General features: G+C 74.5%; 15 protein-coding genes and 3 tRNA genes. 11 read left to right on the top strand and 7 right to left on the bottom strand.

Going from position 1 to position 14886, the window contains the following annotated elements:
* Positions 1–9: 9 nt before the first annotated feature.
* Positions 10–267 carry a DUF3073 domain-containing protein gene (locus AB2L28_RS04935; RefSeq protein ID WP_370717612.1) on the bottom strand — a complete coding sequence of 86 codons (258 nt, stop codon included), beginning with the start codon at positions 265–267 and terminating at the stop codon, positions 10–12.
* A gap of 193 nt (positions 268–460) precedes the next feature.
* Here AB2L28_RS04935 and xylB point away from each other — a divergent pair, with 193 nt between their 5' ends.
* Complete coding sequence (xylB, locus tag AB2L28_RS04930) at positions 461–1882, top strand: xylulokinase (RefSeq protein WP_370717611.1); 1422 nt, start codon at positions 461–463, stop codon at positions 1880–1882.
* 3 nt (positions 1883–1885) lie between these two features.
* Here xylB and AB2L28_RS04925 read toward each other — a convergent pair whose 3' ends face one another.
* From AB2L28_RS04925 to AB2L28_RS04910, 4 genes are all read right to left on the bottom strand, one after another.
* Positions 1886–2197 (bottom strand): hypothetical protein, encoded by a 312-nt coding sequence (locus AB2L28_RS04925; RefSeq protein ID WP_370717610.1) that lies wholly within the window; start codon positions 2195–2197, stop codon positions 1886–1888.
* An 83-nt stretch (positions 2198–2280) separates the two neighbouring features.
* Positions 2281–2353, bottom strand: a tRNA-Phe gene (locus tag AB2L28_RS04920).
* Positions 2354–2383: 30 nt separating this feature from the next.
* A tRNA-Asp gene (locus tag AB2L28_RS04915) sits at positions 2384–2457 on the bottom strand.
* Between the two features lie 111 nt (positions 2458–2568).
* Positions 2569–2641 (bottom strand) — tRNA-Glu (locus AB2L28_RS04910).
* A 390-nt stretch (positions 2642–3031) separates the two neighbouring features.
* Between AB2L28_RS04910 and AB2L28_RS04905 the strand changes: the two genes are divergently transcribed.
* The gene (locus tag AB2L28_RS04905; RefSeq protein WP_370717609.1) at positions 3032–3727 is read left to right on the top strand and encodes an SDR family NAD(P)-dependent oxidoreductase; all 696 of its coding nucleotides are present in this window, start codon (positions 3032–3034) and stop codon (positions 3725–3727) included.
* 328 nt (positions 3728–4055) lie between these two features.
* Here AB2L28_RS04905 and AB2L28_RS04900 read toward each other — a convergent pair whose 3' ends face one another.
* Both AB2L28_RS04900 and AB2L28_RS04895 read right to left on the bottom strand, forming a co-directional pair.
* Positions 4056–5372 carry a TrkH family potassium uptake protein gene (locus tag AB2L28_RS04900; RefSeq protein ID WP_370717855.1) on the bottom strand — a complete coding sequence of 439 codons (1317 nt, stop codon included), beginning with the start codon at positions 5370–5372 and terminating at the stop codon, positions 4056–4058.
* Positions 5373–5485: 113 nt separating this feature from the next.
* Positions 5486–5704 carry a hypothetical protein gene (locus tag AB2L28_RS04895; RefSeq protein ID WP_370717608.1) on the bottom strand — a complete coding sequence of 73 codons (219 nt, stop codon included), beginning with the start codon at positions 5702–5704 and terminating at the stop codon, positions 5486–5488.
* 89 nt (positions 5705–5793) lie between these two features.
* Between AB2L28_RS04895 and AB2L28_RS04890 the strand changes: the two genes are divergently transcribed.
* The 9 genes from AB2L28_RS04890 to AB2L28_RS04850 all read left to right on the top strand — a co-directional run bounded on the left by AB2L28_RS04890 (position 5794) and on the right by AB2L28_RS04850 (position 14884).
* Positions 5794–6726 (top strand): LysR family transcriptional regulator, encoded by a 933-nt coding sequence (locus AB2L28_RS04890; RefSeq protein WP_370717607.1) that lies wholly within the window; start codon positions 5794–5796, stop codon positions 6724–6726.
* A 97-nt stretch (positions 6727–6823) separates the two neighbouring features.
* Entirely contained in the window at positions 6824–8038 is a 1215-nt protein-coding gene (locus tag AB2L28_RS04885; RefSeq protein ID WP_370717606.1) for an MFS transporter, read from the top strand.
* 145 nt (positions 8039–8183) lie between these two features.
* Positions 8184–9209 (top strand): VOC family protein, encoded by a 1026-nt coding sequence (locus tag AB2L28_RS04880; RefSeq protein ID WP_370717605.1) that lies wholly within the window; start codon positions 8184–8186, stop codon positions 9207–9209.
* A gap of 10 nt (positions 9210–9219) precedes the next feature.
* Positions 9220–10374, top strand: a complete 1155-nt coding sequence (locus AB2L28_RS04875) for an alpha/beta hydrolase family protein (protein WP_370717604.1) — start codon at positions 9220–9222, stop codon at positions 10372–10374.
* Positions 10371–11363 (top strand): cyclase family protein, encoded by a 993-nt coding sequence (locus AB2L28_RS04870; protein WP_370717603.1) that lies wholly within the window; start codon positions 10371–10373, stop codon positions 11361–11363. The genes AB2L28_RS04875 and AB2L28_RS04870 overlap by 4 nt, the downstream gene beginning before the upstream one ends.
* A gap of 26 nt (positions 11364–11389) precedes the next feature.
* Positions 11390–12532, top strand: a complete 1143-nt coding sequence (locus AB2L28_RS04865; RefSeq protein ID WP_370717602.1) for an FAD-dependent oxidoreductase — start codon at positions 11390–11392, stop codon at positions 12530–12532.
* Complete coding sequence (locus AB2L28_RS04860) at positions 12529–13539, top strand: fumarylacetoacetate hydrolase family protein (protein ID WP_370717601.1); 1011 nt, start codon at positions 12529–12531, stop codon at positions 13537–13539. Before AB2L28_RS04865 ends, AB2L28_RS04860 begins: the two co-directional genes overlap by 4 nt.
* 53 nt (positions 13540–13592) lie before the next feature.
* Positions 13593–14249 (top strand): CoA transferase subunit A, encoded by a 657-nt coding sequence (locus AB2L28_RS04855; RefSeq protein WP_370717854.1) that lies wholly within the window; start codon positions 13593–13595, stop codon positions 14247–14249.
* Positions 14246–14884, top strand: a complete 639-nt coding sequence (locus AB2L28_RS04850; protein WP_370717600.1) for a 3-oxoacid CoA-transferase subunit B — start codon at positions 14246–14248, stop codon at positions 14882–14884. The genes AB2L28_RS04855 and AB2L28_RS04850 overlap by 4 nt, the downstream gene beginning before the upstream one ends.
* Positions 14885–14886 lie beyond the last annotated feature (2 nt).

Genomic DNA, 14886 nt, shown 5'->3' with positions numbered 1-14886 from the left:
TGCGCCCGGTCAAGCCCGGCGCTTGGACGTCCAGTCGTCGTAGTCGTCCGTGGCGGTGTACTTCGACCAGTTCTCGGGGTTGTCGTCCGAGTCGTCGTCTTCCACGTCAGACTCCGGCGCCTCGGGGGCGGTGTCGCGCCCCGTCTGGCGGTACGGGTCGGGCCCGTGAAGCTCACGTTGCAGAGCGTTGTAGTCGGTGTCGGGACTGAAGTACTTCAGCTCCCGAGCGACCTTCGTCTGCTTGGCCTTCTGACGGCCGCGCCCCATGGCGTCGACCCCCTCGCGCGTCGGCCGGGGCAGTCTGTGCTGACCCCGGAGCAGCTGTCATCTCTCCGTGCCCCCAACGGTACATGTTCTGCAGAGGTTCCGGCATCCCGGTCGCGACGTGGCAGCCCGGACGGCCCACGGGGACGGTTCGGGCCCGCTCCGGCGCCGCGCCGCGATGGTGTTGGGTGGGCCCATGACCAGCGAAGGTGCGGGTGTGGTGGCCGGGATCGACTCCTCGACCCAGTCGTGCAAGGTCGTCGTGCGGGACGCGGCGACGGGGGAGCTGCTGCGGTCCGGGCGTGCCGCCCACCCGGACGGGACCGAGGTCGACCCCGCGCACTGGTGGCGGGCGCTCGAGACCGCCGTCGCCGACGCCGGTGGCCTCGACGACGTGGACGCGCTGGCGGTCGGGGCCCAGCAGCACGGCGCCGTCCTGCTCGACGAGGCCGGTGAGGTCGTCCGGCCGGCCCTGCTGTGGAACGACGGGAGGTCCGCGGCCGCGGCCGCGGACCTCACCGCCGAGCTGGGCGGACCGGGCGCGTGGGCCGAGCAGGTCGGCAGCGTCCTCGTCGCGTCCCTGACGATCACGAAGCTGCGGTGGATCGCCGAGCACGAACCGGACGCCGTCGGCCGCACCGCCGCGGTCTGCCTCCCGCACGACTGGCTGACGCACCGCCTCGCCGGCGGGGGCGCCGCGCGCCTGGTCACCGACCGCGGCGACGCCAGCGGGACGGGCTACTTCTCCCCGGCCGACGGCACCTACCGGACGGACCTGCTGGAGCGCGCGTTCGGCGCGGTGCCGTCCCTGCCGGACGTCCTGGGGCCGGCGCAGGCCGCCGGTGACAGCGCTTCGGCCCTGTCCCGCGGGGCGCGCCTGGGGCCGGGGACCGGGGACAACATGGCCGCCGCGCTCGGGGTCGGCGCGCAGGTCGGCGACGTCGTCGTGTCCATCGGGACCTCGGGGGTCGTCAGCGTCGTCAGCGAGGCCCCGACGCACGACCCCAGCGGGCTCGTCGCCGGCTTCGCCGACGCGACCGGCCGCTACCTGCCGCTCGTCTGCACCCTCAACGCGGCGCGCGTCCTCGACGCGGCGGCGCGGGTGCTCGGGGTGGACCACGCCGAGCTGTCCCGCCTCGCCCTGTCGGCACCCGCCGGCAGCGGCGGGCTCGTCCTCGTGCCGTACCTGGAGGGCGAACGCACCCCCGTCCGGCCCGACGCCACGGGCGCGCTGCACGGGCTCACGCTGGCGACGTCGACGCCCGCCCACCTCGCCCGCGCGACCGTGGAGGGGCTGCTGTGCGGGCTCGCGGACGGTCTGGACGCCCTGGAGGCGCAGGGCTGCGCGATCGGCCGGGTGGTCCTCGTCGGCGGCGGGGCGCGCTCGGAGGCCGTGCGCGTCCTGGCCCCGGCCGTCCTGGGCCGTCCGGTCGTCGTGCCCGCCCCCGGGGAGTACGTCGCCGACGGCGCGGCCCGGCAGGCGGCGTGGGTGCTCGCCGGGGGGGACGCGCCGCCGGAGTGGACGCTGGGTCCGGCGGAGACCTTCGAGGCCGACCCGACGCCGGCCGTGCGGGAGCGCTACGCGCAGGTGCGCGACCTCACCGCGACGCAGCGGTGAGGGTCAGCGCGCCGTGAGCCGGTCGCCGGCCGCCGCGAGGGCGGCGGCCGCCGCGGTCGTGGTGAGCACGGCGGGCCAGGGCCCGGTCCGCCGCGACAGCGGGTGCGACGCCCCGACGAGACCGACCGCACCGGCGGCCAGGGCGGCGGCCAGCACGGGCGAGACGGCCGCCCAGCGGGGGACGACGACGCCGAGCCCGGCCGCGAGCGCCGCCCCGGCCAGCTTCCGGTTCCCCGTCGCGCGGCCGAGGGCGTACCCGCCCAGGACGGCGGGGGCGAGGACGACGGGGCTGGGGATCGAGGAGGTCGCAGGCACGCCAGGAGGGTAGACGCCGTCCGCCCGGCACGACGAAGGGCCCCGGTGCGGTGCACCGGGGCCCTTCGGGAAGCTGTTCCAGGTGGCCAGGAGCGGGGTCGAACCGCTGACCTTCCGATTTTCAGTCGGACGCTCTACCAACTGAGCTACCTGGCCGTGCCGGGCCGGACGAACCGGCACGACGAGCGACCCCGACGGGACTCGAACCCGCGACCTCCGCCGTGACAGGGCGGCGCGCTAACCAACTGCGCTACGGGGCCTCAGAGAGACCTTGCTTGTTGTGCTGGGTGTTGCTGTCGTGCGCTTGCTGAGAAGACCTTACCCGATCCGCGGCGGTGGTCGTGACCACCTCCCGGGCCGAGACCGGCTCGTACCCCCAACGGGATTCGAACCCGTGCTACCGCCTTGAAAGGGCGGCGTCCTAGGCCACTAAACGATGGGGGCGTGGCGCTCGGGCACTGCTGCCGAAGCCCGTCCAGCATAGGGGACGAGGCGGGGTGCTGCTGACCCGACCGGCGCCCCGGCGCGCGCTCGCGCCGCCGCTGCCCGGGGTCCGGCGCCGTCGTCCGCGCCCCGGAGCCGGCAGGAACCGCCGCGGGCCCCGTGCAGGGGCTGCGCCGCACCGCGTTCCTGCCCGAACGGGGACGGGTCGACGGTTCCCGGGCCCAGGCCGCGACGACCTGGGTCGAGGGGTGTTCCGCGCGACCCCGCTCCCGCCGGACGACGTGGTCGGCGAGCCCCTCGCGCCGCCGAGGTCGCCCGGGTCCTCCCCCCGTCCACCCCGCCTCGCGGGGGGCTGGCACGGTCGTCGGGCCGGGGGTGCAGGGTGTGCCCATGACCACCACGTTCATCACCGGAGCCAACAAGTCGCTCGGCTACGAGACCGCGCGGCGGCTCCTCGAAGCCGGCCACACCGTCCTGATCGGCGCGCGCGACCCCGAGCGCGGCCGGGTCGCCGCCGAGGCGCTCGGCGCCCGGTTCGTCCAGATCGACGTCACCGACGACGCGTCCGTCGCCTCCGCGGCGGCCGACGTCGCCGCGCACGAGGGCACGATCGACGTCCTGGTCAACAACGCCGGGATCTCCGGCCCGACCACGCCGGCCGAGGACCTGACCGCCGCCGACGCGCAGGCCGTCTACGAGACGAACGTCGTCGGACCGCTGCGCGTGACGAACGCGTTCCTGCCGCTGCTGCGGACCTCGCAGAACCCCGTCGTCGTCAACGTCTCCAGCGGGCTCGGGTCCTTCGCCGCCACCCACGACCCCGACCGCGTGGAGTCGAGCGTGGTCGCCCCGCTCTACACGTCCTCGAAGTCGGCGCTGACGATGCTCACGCTGCAGTTCGCCAAGGCGTTGCCGGACGTGAAGTTCAACGCCGTCGACCCCGGGTACACGGCGACCGACTTCAACGGGCGCAGCGGCACGCAGACCGTGACGGAGGGGACGGACGCGATCGTCGAACTCGCCTCCATCGGCCCGGACGGCCCGACGGGTCAGTTCCGCGACCGCAACGGTGCCGTCCCGTGGTGACGGTCGGCTGAGCCCGCGGCCCACAGCGCCACGTCACCGGCGCTCGTCCCGCGGGGCGTGCCGACATCGAGTCCTGCGCCCGGGAGGGGCTGCCGCCCCCGGGGGAGCGCACGGGCCACGACCGGACCGACGGCTCCGAGGACCACCTGACCCGGTGGCGCCTCGTCCGCGCGCTCATCGACGGGGCCGCCGCCGGGACGACGAGCCGCTTCGACGTCTCGACCCCGCTGCACAGCGCGCTGTCGGGCCTCGTGGGTGCGTCCACCACCTCGGCGCTCGCCCTGCTCGCCACGCTCACGGTGCACCGGGCCCGCGGTGCCCGACGTGCTCAGCCGACGATCGCCCGTTCCGCCGGCAGCTGGTAGAGCCGCGGCCTGCTGCGCAGGGCCAGGGCCGTCGCCAGCGTGATCGTCCCGGTGCGGCCCAGGAACATGAGGGCGACCAGCAGCAGCTGGCCCCCGGTCGGCAGCTGCGCGGTGATCCCCGTGGACAGGCCCACGGTGGCGAACGCGGAGACCACCTCGTACAGGACCTGGTCGAGGGAGAAGCGGGTGGTGGTGAGGAGGGCCATCGTGGAGGCGACCACGGCGCCCACCCCCAGCAGCGCCACCGTCAGCGCCTGCCGGTGCAGGCCGCGGGGCAGGGTGCGGCCGAAGGCGGTGGCGTCCTCGTCCCCGCGGACCTCCGAGACGATGAGGAGCAGCAGCACGGCGAAGGTCGTCACCTTGATGCCCCCGGCCGTGCCGGCGCTGCCGCCGCCGATGAACATCAGCACGTCCGTGCCCAGCCAGGTCCCGCTGTTCATCTGCGCGATGTCGACGCTGTTGAAACCCGCCGTGCGCGGCATGACCCCCTGGAAGAACCCGGCCAGCAGCTTGCCCGGCACGCTCAACGACCCCAGGGTGCCCGGGTTGCGCCACTCCAGGAGCCACACCATCACCGGCCCCGCGACGAGCAGCACGGCCGAGCCCAGCAGCGTGAGCTTGGTGTGCAGGCTCCAGCGCGAGGGCCGGCGCAGGTGGCGGCGCAGCTCGAACAGGACGGGGAACCCCAGACCGCCGACCACCACCGCGGCGGTGATCGGCAGGCAGATCCACGGGTCGGTGGCGAACCGGGTGAGGCTGTCGCCCCACAGCGCGAAACCGGCGTTGTTGAACGCCGAGACCGAGTGGAAGACCCCCAGCCACAGCGCCCTCGGCAGCGGCTCGCCGTACCCCGTCGCGAACCGGGCGGCCAGCAGCACCGCGGTGGCGGCCTCGACCACGAGGCTCGTCCGGGCGACCCCGACCAGGATGAGGCGGACGTCCCCCGGGGTCAGCGTCTTGGTCTCGGCGGCGGCGGCGAGCTGACCTCGCAGACCCAGGCGGCGCGCGACGAGCACACCCAGCAGCGAGGCCAGCGCCATGATCCCGAAGCCGCCCACCTGGATGAGCACCAGGACGACCACCTGCCCGAACCCCGACCAGAACCCGGCCGTGTCGACGACGACCAGCCCCGTCACGCACAGCGCCGAGACGGCCGTGAACAGGGCGGTCACCACGTCGGTGCCCCGCCCGTCGCGCGCGGCCTCCGGGAGCATCAGCAGACCCGTCCCCAGCGCCGCGGCCAGGGCGAAACCCGCGATCGTCAGCCGCGCCGGGTTCATCGGGCCGGTGACGCGGCGCCGGAGCGCGCGCAGGGGGGTCGGCGCCGGCGGGGGCGGTGCACTGCTCACGGGGCCATCCTGCTGGACGGCGGCGCACGTCCGGGGGCGGGACCTCAGCGCTCCGGGGGGAGCAGCGCCGCTCCGAGGGCGGTGAGCAGTTCCACGACGTCGGCGCGGTCGAGGCGGACGGTGGAGACGCACGTCGCGTCCTGCCAGGTGGACAGGACGACCCGGCCCGCCTCGGGGTGCGTCGTCACCCGCAGGGCGCGCCCGACCCGGTCGGCGTCGCGGACGACACCCGTGCGGATCCCGCGGTCGACGGCCTTCTCCATCCACCGAGTGTGCTCCGCCGCCGCGGTGCTGTCCACGTGGTCGGCGCAGGTGCGGCCGGGGTGGTGGTGCAGGTCCTACGCTCACCGCGGTGAACCTGCGCTCGCTCGACCTCAACCTGCTCGTGCCGCTGGAGGCGCTGCTGCAGGAGCGCAGCGTCACGCGCGCCGCGCAACGGCTCGGGCTGAGCCAGCCCGCGCTGTCGGCGTCGCTGGCCCGGCTGCGGCGGCACTTCGACGACCCGCTGCTGACCCGCGTCGGCAACGAGCACGAGCTGACACCGTTGGCCGTGCGGCTGCGCGAGCAGGTGCGGGTCGCGCTGTCCGGCGTCGAACGGGTGTTCCGCGCCGAACCCGACTTCGACCCGGCCTCCTCCGAGCGCGACCTGCGCATCGTCAGCAGCGACTACGCCGAGACCGTCCTGGGTGGCCCGTTGACGGCCCTGCTCGCGCTCGAGGCACCCCGGATGCGCCTGCGGTTCAGCGTCAACACCCCGCCCGTCGTGGAGGACGCCGAACGCGTCCTCGTCGACGCGGACCTGCTCCTGCTGCCGCACGGTTTCCTCACCGACCTGCCGCACCAGGACCTGCACCGCGACCGCTGGGTGTGCCTGGTCGCCACCGAGAACCCCGACGTCGGCGACGAGCTCACCGTCGACCAGCTGCGCACCACGCCCTGGGTCGTGACCTACCACGGGCCCGTCGCCTCGACCCCGGCCGCTCTGCAGATGCGCATGCTCGGCGTCGAACCCCACGTGCAGGTCGTCACCGAGCACTTCCTCACCGTCCCCGCCCTCGTCGCCGGCAGTGCGCGGTTCGGCCTGCTGCAGCAGCGGTTGGCCGACCGGCTGCCCCCGGGTTCCGGGGTCCGGGCGCTGCCCCTGCCGGTCGACGTCGGGCTGCTGCTCGAGGCGATGTGGTGGCACCCCGTGTACACCGCCGACCCCGAGCACGCGTGGTTGCGCGACCTCGTCCGGCGGGCCGCCGCGACGCTGCCCGACGTCGAGGGGCATCCACCGCGCTGATGGGGAACCTCAGCGATTCGCGCTGTACCGGGGTGCAGCGGGTCGTCGAAACTCCCGGTACCGCCTGCGACGGAGCAGGCCCTCCCAGGAGGTTCCCGTGTCCAGTTCCTCTCCCACGTCCCTCTCCCGCCGCGCTCCCGCCGCCGGACCCCCGCGCGCGGGGGCGCCGCAGGCCGCCCTGCTCGTCGCCCTCAGCACGCTGGCCGTGCTCGGTGCGGTGCTCATCGCGCCGGTGCAGCCGAGCATCGCCCGCGCCTTCGCCGGCCAACCCGGTCTCGACGCGCTCGTCCCGCTGACGCTCACGGTCCCCGCCCTGGCGATCGCCCTGCTGGCCCCCGTCGCCGGTCGCGTCGTGGACCGCGTCGGGCGCGTGCGGGTGCTCACCGCCTCGCTCGTCCTCTACGCCGTCGTCGGGACGGCCCCGCTCTGGCTGGACCTGCTGCCCGCGATCGTGGCCAGTCGCGCCCTCGTCGGCATCGCGGAGGCCGGTGTCATGACGTGCTGCACGACGCTCATCGGCGACCTGTTCGAGGGGGAACGGCGCAACCGCTGCTTCGCTCTGCAGACGGTGGCGACGAGCCTGTCCGCCGTCGTGTTCATCGCCGCGGGCGGGGCGCTGGCCGCGCACGACTGGCGCACCCCGTTCTGGCTGTACGCCGTCGGGTTCCTCGGCGCCGTGCTGGTGCCCGTCCTGCTGCGCGAACCCGTCGCCGTGCGGTCCGGTCCGCTGCCCCCGCTGGACCTGCGGGGGTTGCGCGTCCCGCTGCTGGTGACGTTCGTGGGCGGGATCGTGTTCTACACCCCCGTCGTCGAGCTCTCCTTCGCCCTCGACCGGATCGGGGTGGAGTCGACCGCGACGATCGGCGCGGTGAGCGCGGCGGCCGCCGTGGCCACGTGCGTGGGGGCGGCGTCCTTCGCCCGGCTGGCCCGGCACCGGCAGCGGGGCTCACGTCCGCTGCTGCCCGTGGCCTTCGCCCTGGCCGGCGCCGGTCTCGTCGGGGTGGCGCTCGCGGGGTCGGTGCCCGCGCTGCTGGCGGGAGCGGCGGTGGCGTCGGCCGGCACGGGCCTGCTCCTGCCGGTGCTGCTGACGTGGGCCCTCGGAGGGGTCGGGACCGAGCAGCGCGGCCGGGCCACGGGCTGGTGGACCTCGGCGTTGTTCGGCGGGGAGTTCGTCTGCCCGCTGCTCGTCCTGGGGCTCGCGGACGTGCTGGGTGGGTTGCCGGCGGCCCTGGCGGCGGTCGCCGTCGCGGCGCTCGCCGTGGCCGCGGTGCTGGCCGTGGTCCGACAGCCCGCACGGCATCAACGAACGTGATGACCGGCATCGCCAAGTCGACCTTCCCTGATGCCTCCGGCGTGGCGGAGAGTGCTGCCAGGCCGCGACGCAGCGCCTCCGGGACGGCCCCGGCGCCCGCGCCGCCCACGACGCACCAGAGATGACCGTTCGAGAGGACCGTTCGATGACGAACCTGCTGGCCCACCTCGCCCACCTGGAGATCTCCTCTCCCGACGTCGACGCGTCGGTCACCTTCTTCGAGAAGGGTTTCGGTCTGCGCGAGGTCCACCGCGACGACGAGGGCAGCGCCTACCTGCGCTGCTGGGGCGACCACTACCCGTACAGCCTCGTCGTGACGCCGGGCGAGCAGCCGGCTCTGCTGACGATGGCCTGGCGCACCACGAGCGAGGACGCCGTCGAGGAGGTCGCGCGCCGCGTGGCCGCCGAGGGCGTCGAGGGCACCTGGTCGCAGGGGCGGCAGGGACACGGCCGCTCGTTCCGCTTCACGGGCCCCTACGGCCACACCATGGAGGTCTACTGGGACGTCCCGAGGCACTCGGCGCCGGCCGGGCTGGTCTCGGTGTTCCCCGACCGTCCGGAGAAGCGCTCCTCGCACGCCGCGGCGCCCCGGTTCCTCGACCACGTCACCGTCGCGGCCACCGACGTCAAGGGTTTCGCGGCCTGGTACTCGAAGGTGCTCGGGTTCCGCACCATGGCGTTCACCGAGCTCGACCACGCGCCCGTCACGGTGTTCGGCGTCCTCACGACGAACGAGAAGTCCCACGACCTCGGCTGCGTGCTGGACTCCTCCCAGCTCGGCGGTCGCGTCAACCACGTCGCGTTCTGGACCGACAGCCACCAGGAGCTCCTCGTGGCCGCGGACGTCCTCATGGAGAACGGGGTCGACATCGAGTACGGCCCGTCCATCCACGGGGTCGGGGAGCAGACGTTCCTGTACTTCCGCGAACCCGGCGGCATGCGCGTCGAGCTCAACACCGGCGGCTACCGCAACTACGTGCCGGACTGGGAGCCGAACACCTGGAAGCCGTCGATGGGGTCGAACAGCATCTACCGCAACGGCGCCATGCCGATGTCGATGACCGAGTCCTTCCCGCCGGACCCGGGTCGCCCCACCGCCACGGAGGAGGGCGTCCTGCCCGGCACCGAGGAGGCGCTGCTGAACCCGTACGCCCTCCAGGGCCAGGGCTGAGGGGGCCGTCGTGTTCCAGTACTTCCCCGGGAACTACGTGTGGAACCTCTCCGTGAACCTCGCCATGGAGATGGGGGCGCGCATCGGTGAGGTCGACACGGTCTGCCGCCCGCTCCTGGAGGCCGCCTCCCGCGGCGAGGACGCCGGCACCGCCGAGCTCATGGCGGCCTGGGAGGCGCAGGGGGACACCCTCGTCGAGCTGGCCGCCGAGGACGAGGCCGCCGGCCGCCTGCTGTCCGCGGGCCAGAAGCTGGGTCGTGCCGCGACCTACTTCCTCACGGGCGAGCGCATGCAGGCCGCCGGGCACGCCCCGCGCGTCGCGCTGTACGCCAAGTTCCGGCGGACGTTCGACCGCGGCGTCGAGCTGGCGCGGGAGAACGCCGAACGCGTCGAGATCCCCTACGAGGGGACCGTCCTGTCGGGGATCCTGACCCGGGCCCCCGGTGACGGCCCGAAACCCCTGCTCGTCATGGTGAACGGCCTGGACTCGACCAAGGAGATGCTCCACCGCACCGGTCCGGGCGCCAAGCTCGCCGCCCGCGGGGTCTCCACGCTGTCCCTGGACCAGCCGGGCACGGGGGAGGCGCTGCGGTTGCACGACCTGCACGCCGTCCCGGAGTCCGAGCGCTGGGCCAGCCCGGTCTACGAGTTCCTCGCCGCGCGCGAGGACGTGGACGCCGACCGCGTCGGCCTGCTCGGCGTCTCCCTCGGCGGGTACTACGCGCCACGGGCGGTCGCGTTCGAACCCCGCTTCGCCCTCGGCGTGGCCTGGGGCGCCAACCACGACTGGCGCGCGGTGCAGAAGGCGCGCCGCGAGCGCGAGGGTGAGCGGCCCGTGCCGCACTACTGGGACCACGTGCAGTGGGTCTGGGGCACCGAGGACCTCGACGACTTCTTCGAGGTCGCCGAACGCGTGCACCTCGACGGGGTCCTGGACCGCATCCGCGTCCCGTTCCTCGTCACCCACGGGGAGCACGACCGGCAGATCCCGCTGCGGTACGCGCACCGCACGTACGAGCAGCTCGTGAACTCCCCGGACCGTGAACTCGTGGTGTTCACCGACCGCACGGGCGGCACCGCGCACTCCAGCGTCGACAACGGGGCGGTGGCCACCGACCTCATCGCCGACTGGGTCGCCGAACGCCTCGGCGGGAGCACGTCGTGACGGCCGGACCCCTGGCGCCGGACCGCACCGACCCCGAGGGGGCGGTGGCGGCGGCCGTCACCCGCGTCTCGAACTGGGGCCGCTGGGGCGAGGACGACGTCAAGGGGACCTTGAACCTCATCACGGACGAGCACCGTCGCGCCGCGGCCGGACTCGTCCGGCGGGGGCGCGTGTTCTCCCTGGCCCAGCAGTTCTCCGTGGACGGGCCGCAGAAGGGCTGGCGTCGCCGCACCAACCCGGTGCACACCATGCTGGACACGGGGACCGACGCCGAGGCGGGGGTCCAGGGGTTCCCGCACGGCATCGGCGGCGCCGACGACGTGGTCGCGATGCCGCTGCAGTGCTCGACGCAGTGGGACGGGCTCGGGCACATCTTCGACCACGGCCGTGCCTGGAACGGCCGCCGGGCGGGGGCCGTCGTGACGTCCCTCGGTGACGGGGTGACGGGGATCGAGACGGTCGCGGCCGACTTCGCCGGCCGCGGTGTGCTGCTCGACGTCGGCCGGCTGTTCGGGGACGACCCGGCCGGGACGGGCGGGGAACTCCCGGACGGTTTCGCGATCACCCCCGAGCACCTCGACGCCACCTGCGCCGCGCAGGGCCTCGAGGTGGGGGCGGGGGACCTGCTGCTGGTCCGCACCGGCCAGTACGGCCGCGTGCTGCGCGAGGGCTGGGGTGACTACGCCGGGGGACCCGCCCCCGGGATGTCGTTCCGGACGGCCGACTGGCTGCACGCGCACGACGTCGCGGCCGTGGCGACGGACACGTGGGGCTTCGAGGTCCGACCGAACGAGTTCGACGTGGCGTTCCAGCCGCTGCACCAGGTGGTGATCCCCAACATGGGTCTGTTCGTCGGGGAGATGTGGGCGCTGGAGGAGCTCGCCGCCGACTGCGCCGCGGACGGCGTGCACGAGTTCCTCCTCGTCGCGGCCCCGCTGCCCGTCACGGGGGCGGTCGGTGCGCCCCTGAACCCGCTGGCCCTGAAGTAGTCCGACGATCCTGAGGAGGTGGGGCGATGACGCCCGCCGTTCGTTCCGTCCTCGTCGTGGGGGCCGGCGTCGCCGGTTGCGCCGCGGCCGTCCTGCTGGCCCGGTCCGGGGTGGAGGTCGAGGTCGTCGAGGCCCGGCCCGGCACGACCGACACCGGGTCCGGCATCACCCTGCAGGGCAACGCCCTGCGGGTGCTGCGCGACCTGGGGGCCTGGCCGGAGGTGTCGGCGCGCGGGTTCGCCTTCGACTCCCTGGGCCTGCGCGCCCCCGACGCGGCCGGGACGCTGCTGGCCGAGGTGCCGGACGTCCGCACGGGTGGCCCGGACCTGCCCGCGACCCTGGGCATGTCCCGGCCCGCCCTCGCGGGGATCGTGCTCGACCTCGCGGTCGAGGCCGGGGCGAGGCTGCGCCTCGGGGTCGCGGCGACCGGGCTGGAGCAGGACGCCGACGGCGTCGACGTGACGTTCTCCGACGCTGCGGCCCGCCGGTACGACCTCGTCGTCGGCGCCGACGGGATCCGCTCGTGGACGCGCCGCACCGTCGGCATCGACGCCGAACCCGAGGGCACGGGCATGGGCATCTGGCGGGTGAGCCTGCCCCGGCCCGCCGACGTCGTCCGCACCGACCTCACCTACGGGGGGCCCTGCCACATCGCGGGGTACTGCCCGACGGGGCCGGACTCGGTCTACGCCTACCTCGTCGAGGACGTGCAGGACCGTTCCGGGCTCACCCGCGCCGAGCAGGTCGAGGTCGTGCGCGGTCTCGCCTCGGCCTACCACGGGCCCTGGGACGCGCTGCGGGACAGCCTGACCGCGGACACGCCCGTGAACTACACGCGTTTCGAGACCCACCTCGTCGAGGGGCCCTGGCACCGCGGCCGCGTGGTGCTCGTCGGGGACGCCGTGCACTCCTGCCCGCCCACCATCGCGCAGGGGGCCGCGCAGGCGCTGGAGGACTCCGCCGTCCTGGCCGACCTGCTGCTGCAGGCCCCGGTGTGGGACGAGGACGTCCTGGTCCGCTACGCCGACCGACGGCGGGACCGGGCGCGCCAGGTGGTGGACGCGTCGGTGCAGATCGGGCGCTGGATGCTCGACCGCACCCCGCGCGAGCAGGCCGACGTCCCGGGGTTGCTGCGGCGCATCTCCGCTCTCGTGGAGGTGCCGGCGTGAGGTTCGCCCGGGCTCTCCTCCAGGGCCGCGAGGTCACGGCCGCCGTCGCCGGCGACCCCGGCGCCGAGGTGCTGCACGCGTTGCGGGGCACGACGACCGTCGTCGACCTGGCCGGGGGGGACCACGGCGCGGCGCGGGAGGCGACCGACTGGGCGTTGCGGTCCAGCGACGCCGTCCCGGTGTCCTCCGTCCGGTTGCTGCCCCCCGTCCAGCCGCCGTCGGTGCGCGACTTCGTCACCTTCGAGGAGCACGTCGAGGGGGTCGTCCGCAGCGTCGACGGCGCCGCCGGGGGCGGGGTGGCCCCCGAGTGGTACCAGGCGCCGACGTTCTACTTCACGAACCCGCACGGGCTCGTCGGCGCCCACGACGACGTCCCCGTCCCGCCCGGGTGCGCCGCCTTCGACTTCGAGCTCGAGGTCGCCGTCGTCGTCGGCGCCGCCGGCCGCGACGTGGACCCGGCACGGGCCGCGCGGCACGTGTTCGGCTACACCGTCCTCAACGACTGGTCGGCCCGTGACCTGCAGCGGCGCGAGATGAAGGTCAACCTCGGGCCGGCCAAGGGCAAGGACTCGGCCACGACGCTCGGGCCGTGGATCGTCACCCCCGACGAGCTGGAGGGGTTCCGCGACGAGGAAGGTTTCCTCGCCCTGCGGCTGCGGGCCTCGATCGACGGGGAGCAGGTCGGGCACGACCTGCTGTCGAACGCGGGCTGGACGTTCGAGGAGATGATCGCCTACGCCTCCCGGGGGACGTGGGTGCGTCCCGGTGACGTGCTGGGGTCGGGGACCTGCGGCAACGGCGGGTGCCTGGCCGAGCTGTGGGGACGTCGGGGCCGCCAGGACCCGCCGCCGCTGCGGCCGGGCAACGTCGTGCGGCTGGACGTGGAGGGCATCGGGAGCGTGGAGAACAGGGTGGTCGCCGGCTCGGACCTGACGGACCTGCCGGTCGTGCCCCGAGCCCGTGCCCGGTCGCGCCGGCGCGAGAGGAACGGGGGGCGGGCGGCGTGAGCAGGCTGCTGGAGAGCCCGGCGCAGGCGCTGGCCGGGGTCCTGCGCGACGGCATGACGATCGCCGTCGGCGGTTTCGGGTTGTGCGGGGTGCCGTTCGCGCTCGTCGACGCCGTGCGGGACTCCGGGGTCCGCGACCTGACGATCGTCTCGAACAACATGGGGGTGGACGGACAGGGCCTCGGCGTTCTCCTGGAGAACGACCAGGTGGTCAAGGTCCTCGCCTCCTACGTGGGCGAGAACAAGCTGTTCGCCCGGCGCTACCTCGACGGTGACCTCGACGTCGAGTTCGTGCCCCAGGGGACCCTCGCCGAACGGCTGCGCGCCGGCGGCGCCGGGATCCCCGCGTTCTACACCCCCACCGGCGTCGGGACGACCGTGGCCGAGGGGAAACCGACCGCGGAGTTCGACGGTCGCACCTACCTGCAGGAGCGCGGGATCGTCGCCGACCTCGCGCTCGTCCACGCCGCGACGGCCGACCGCGCCGGGAACCTGCGCTACCGGCTCACGGCCAGGAACTTCAACCCGCTGGTCGCCACCGCGGCACCCGTCACGGTCGTCGAGGCCGAGCGCGTCCTGGACGAGGGGGGTTTCCTGCACCCCGACGACGTCCACACCCCCGGGGTCTTCGTGACGTCGGTCGTGCGGACCGACCGCGACAGACCCGTGGAGCAACGCACGGTCCGCCGGCGCGAGGAGGTGGGCACGTGACCTGGTCGCGTGCGCAGATGGCCGCCCGCGCCGCCGCGGAGCTGCGCGACGGTGACCACGTGAACCTCGGCATCGGCATCCCCACCCTGGTGGCCAACCACCTGCCGCCCGGGGTCCGCGTCGTGCTGCAGAGCGAGAACGGCCTGCTCGGCACGGGCCCCTGGCCCTACGAGGGGGAGGAGGACCCCGACCTCGTCAACGCCGGCAAGCAGACGGTGACGATCCTGCCGGGCGGCAGCGTGTTCGACTCGGCGACGAGCTTCGGGATGATCCGTGGCGGCCACGTCGCCGTCGCCGTCCTCGGTGCGCTGCAGGTGTCGGCGTGCGGCGACCTCGCGAACTGGCAGGTGCCGGGGAAGATGGTCAAGGGCATGGGCGGGGCGATGGACCTCGTCGCCGGGACCCCGCGCGTCGTCGTCGTCATGGAGCACGTCGCCCGCGACGGGTCGCCCAAGCTCGTGCAGGAGTGCGACCTGCCGTTGACCGGGAAGGGCGTCGTGGACCGCGTCATCACCGACCGGGCGGTGTTCGACGTCACCGACGCCGGGTTGGTGCTCGTCGACGTCGCCGAGGGGGAGGACGTCGAATCCTTGCGCGCGCTGACGGGGGCCGCGTTCACGGTGGCCGGAGGCTGACC

Source organism: Kineococcus mangrovi, from assembly GCF_041320705.1.
GTDB lineage: Bacteria > Actinomycetota > Actinomycetes > Actinomycetales > Kineococcaceae > Kineococcus > Kineococcus mangrovi.
The sequence above is the reverse complement of the archived record's forward strand: the minus strand, read 5'-3'. Positions and strand labels throughout refer to the sequence as shown.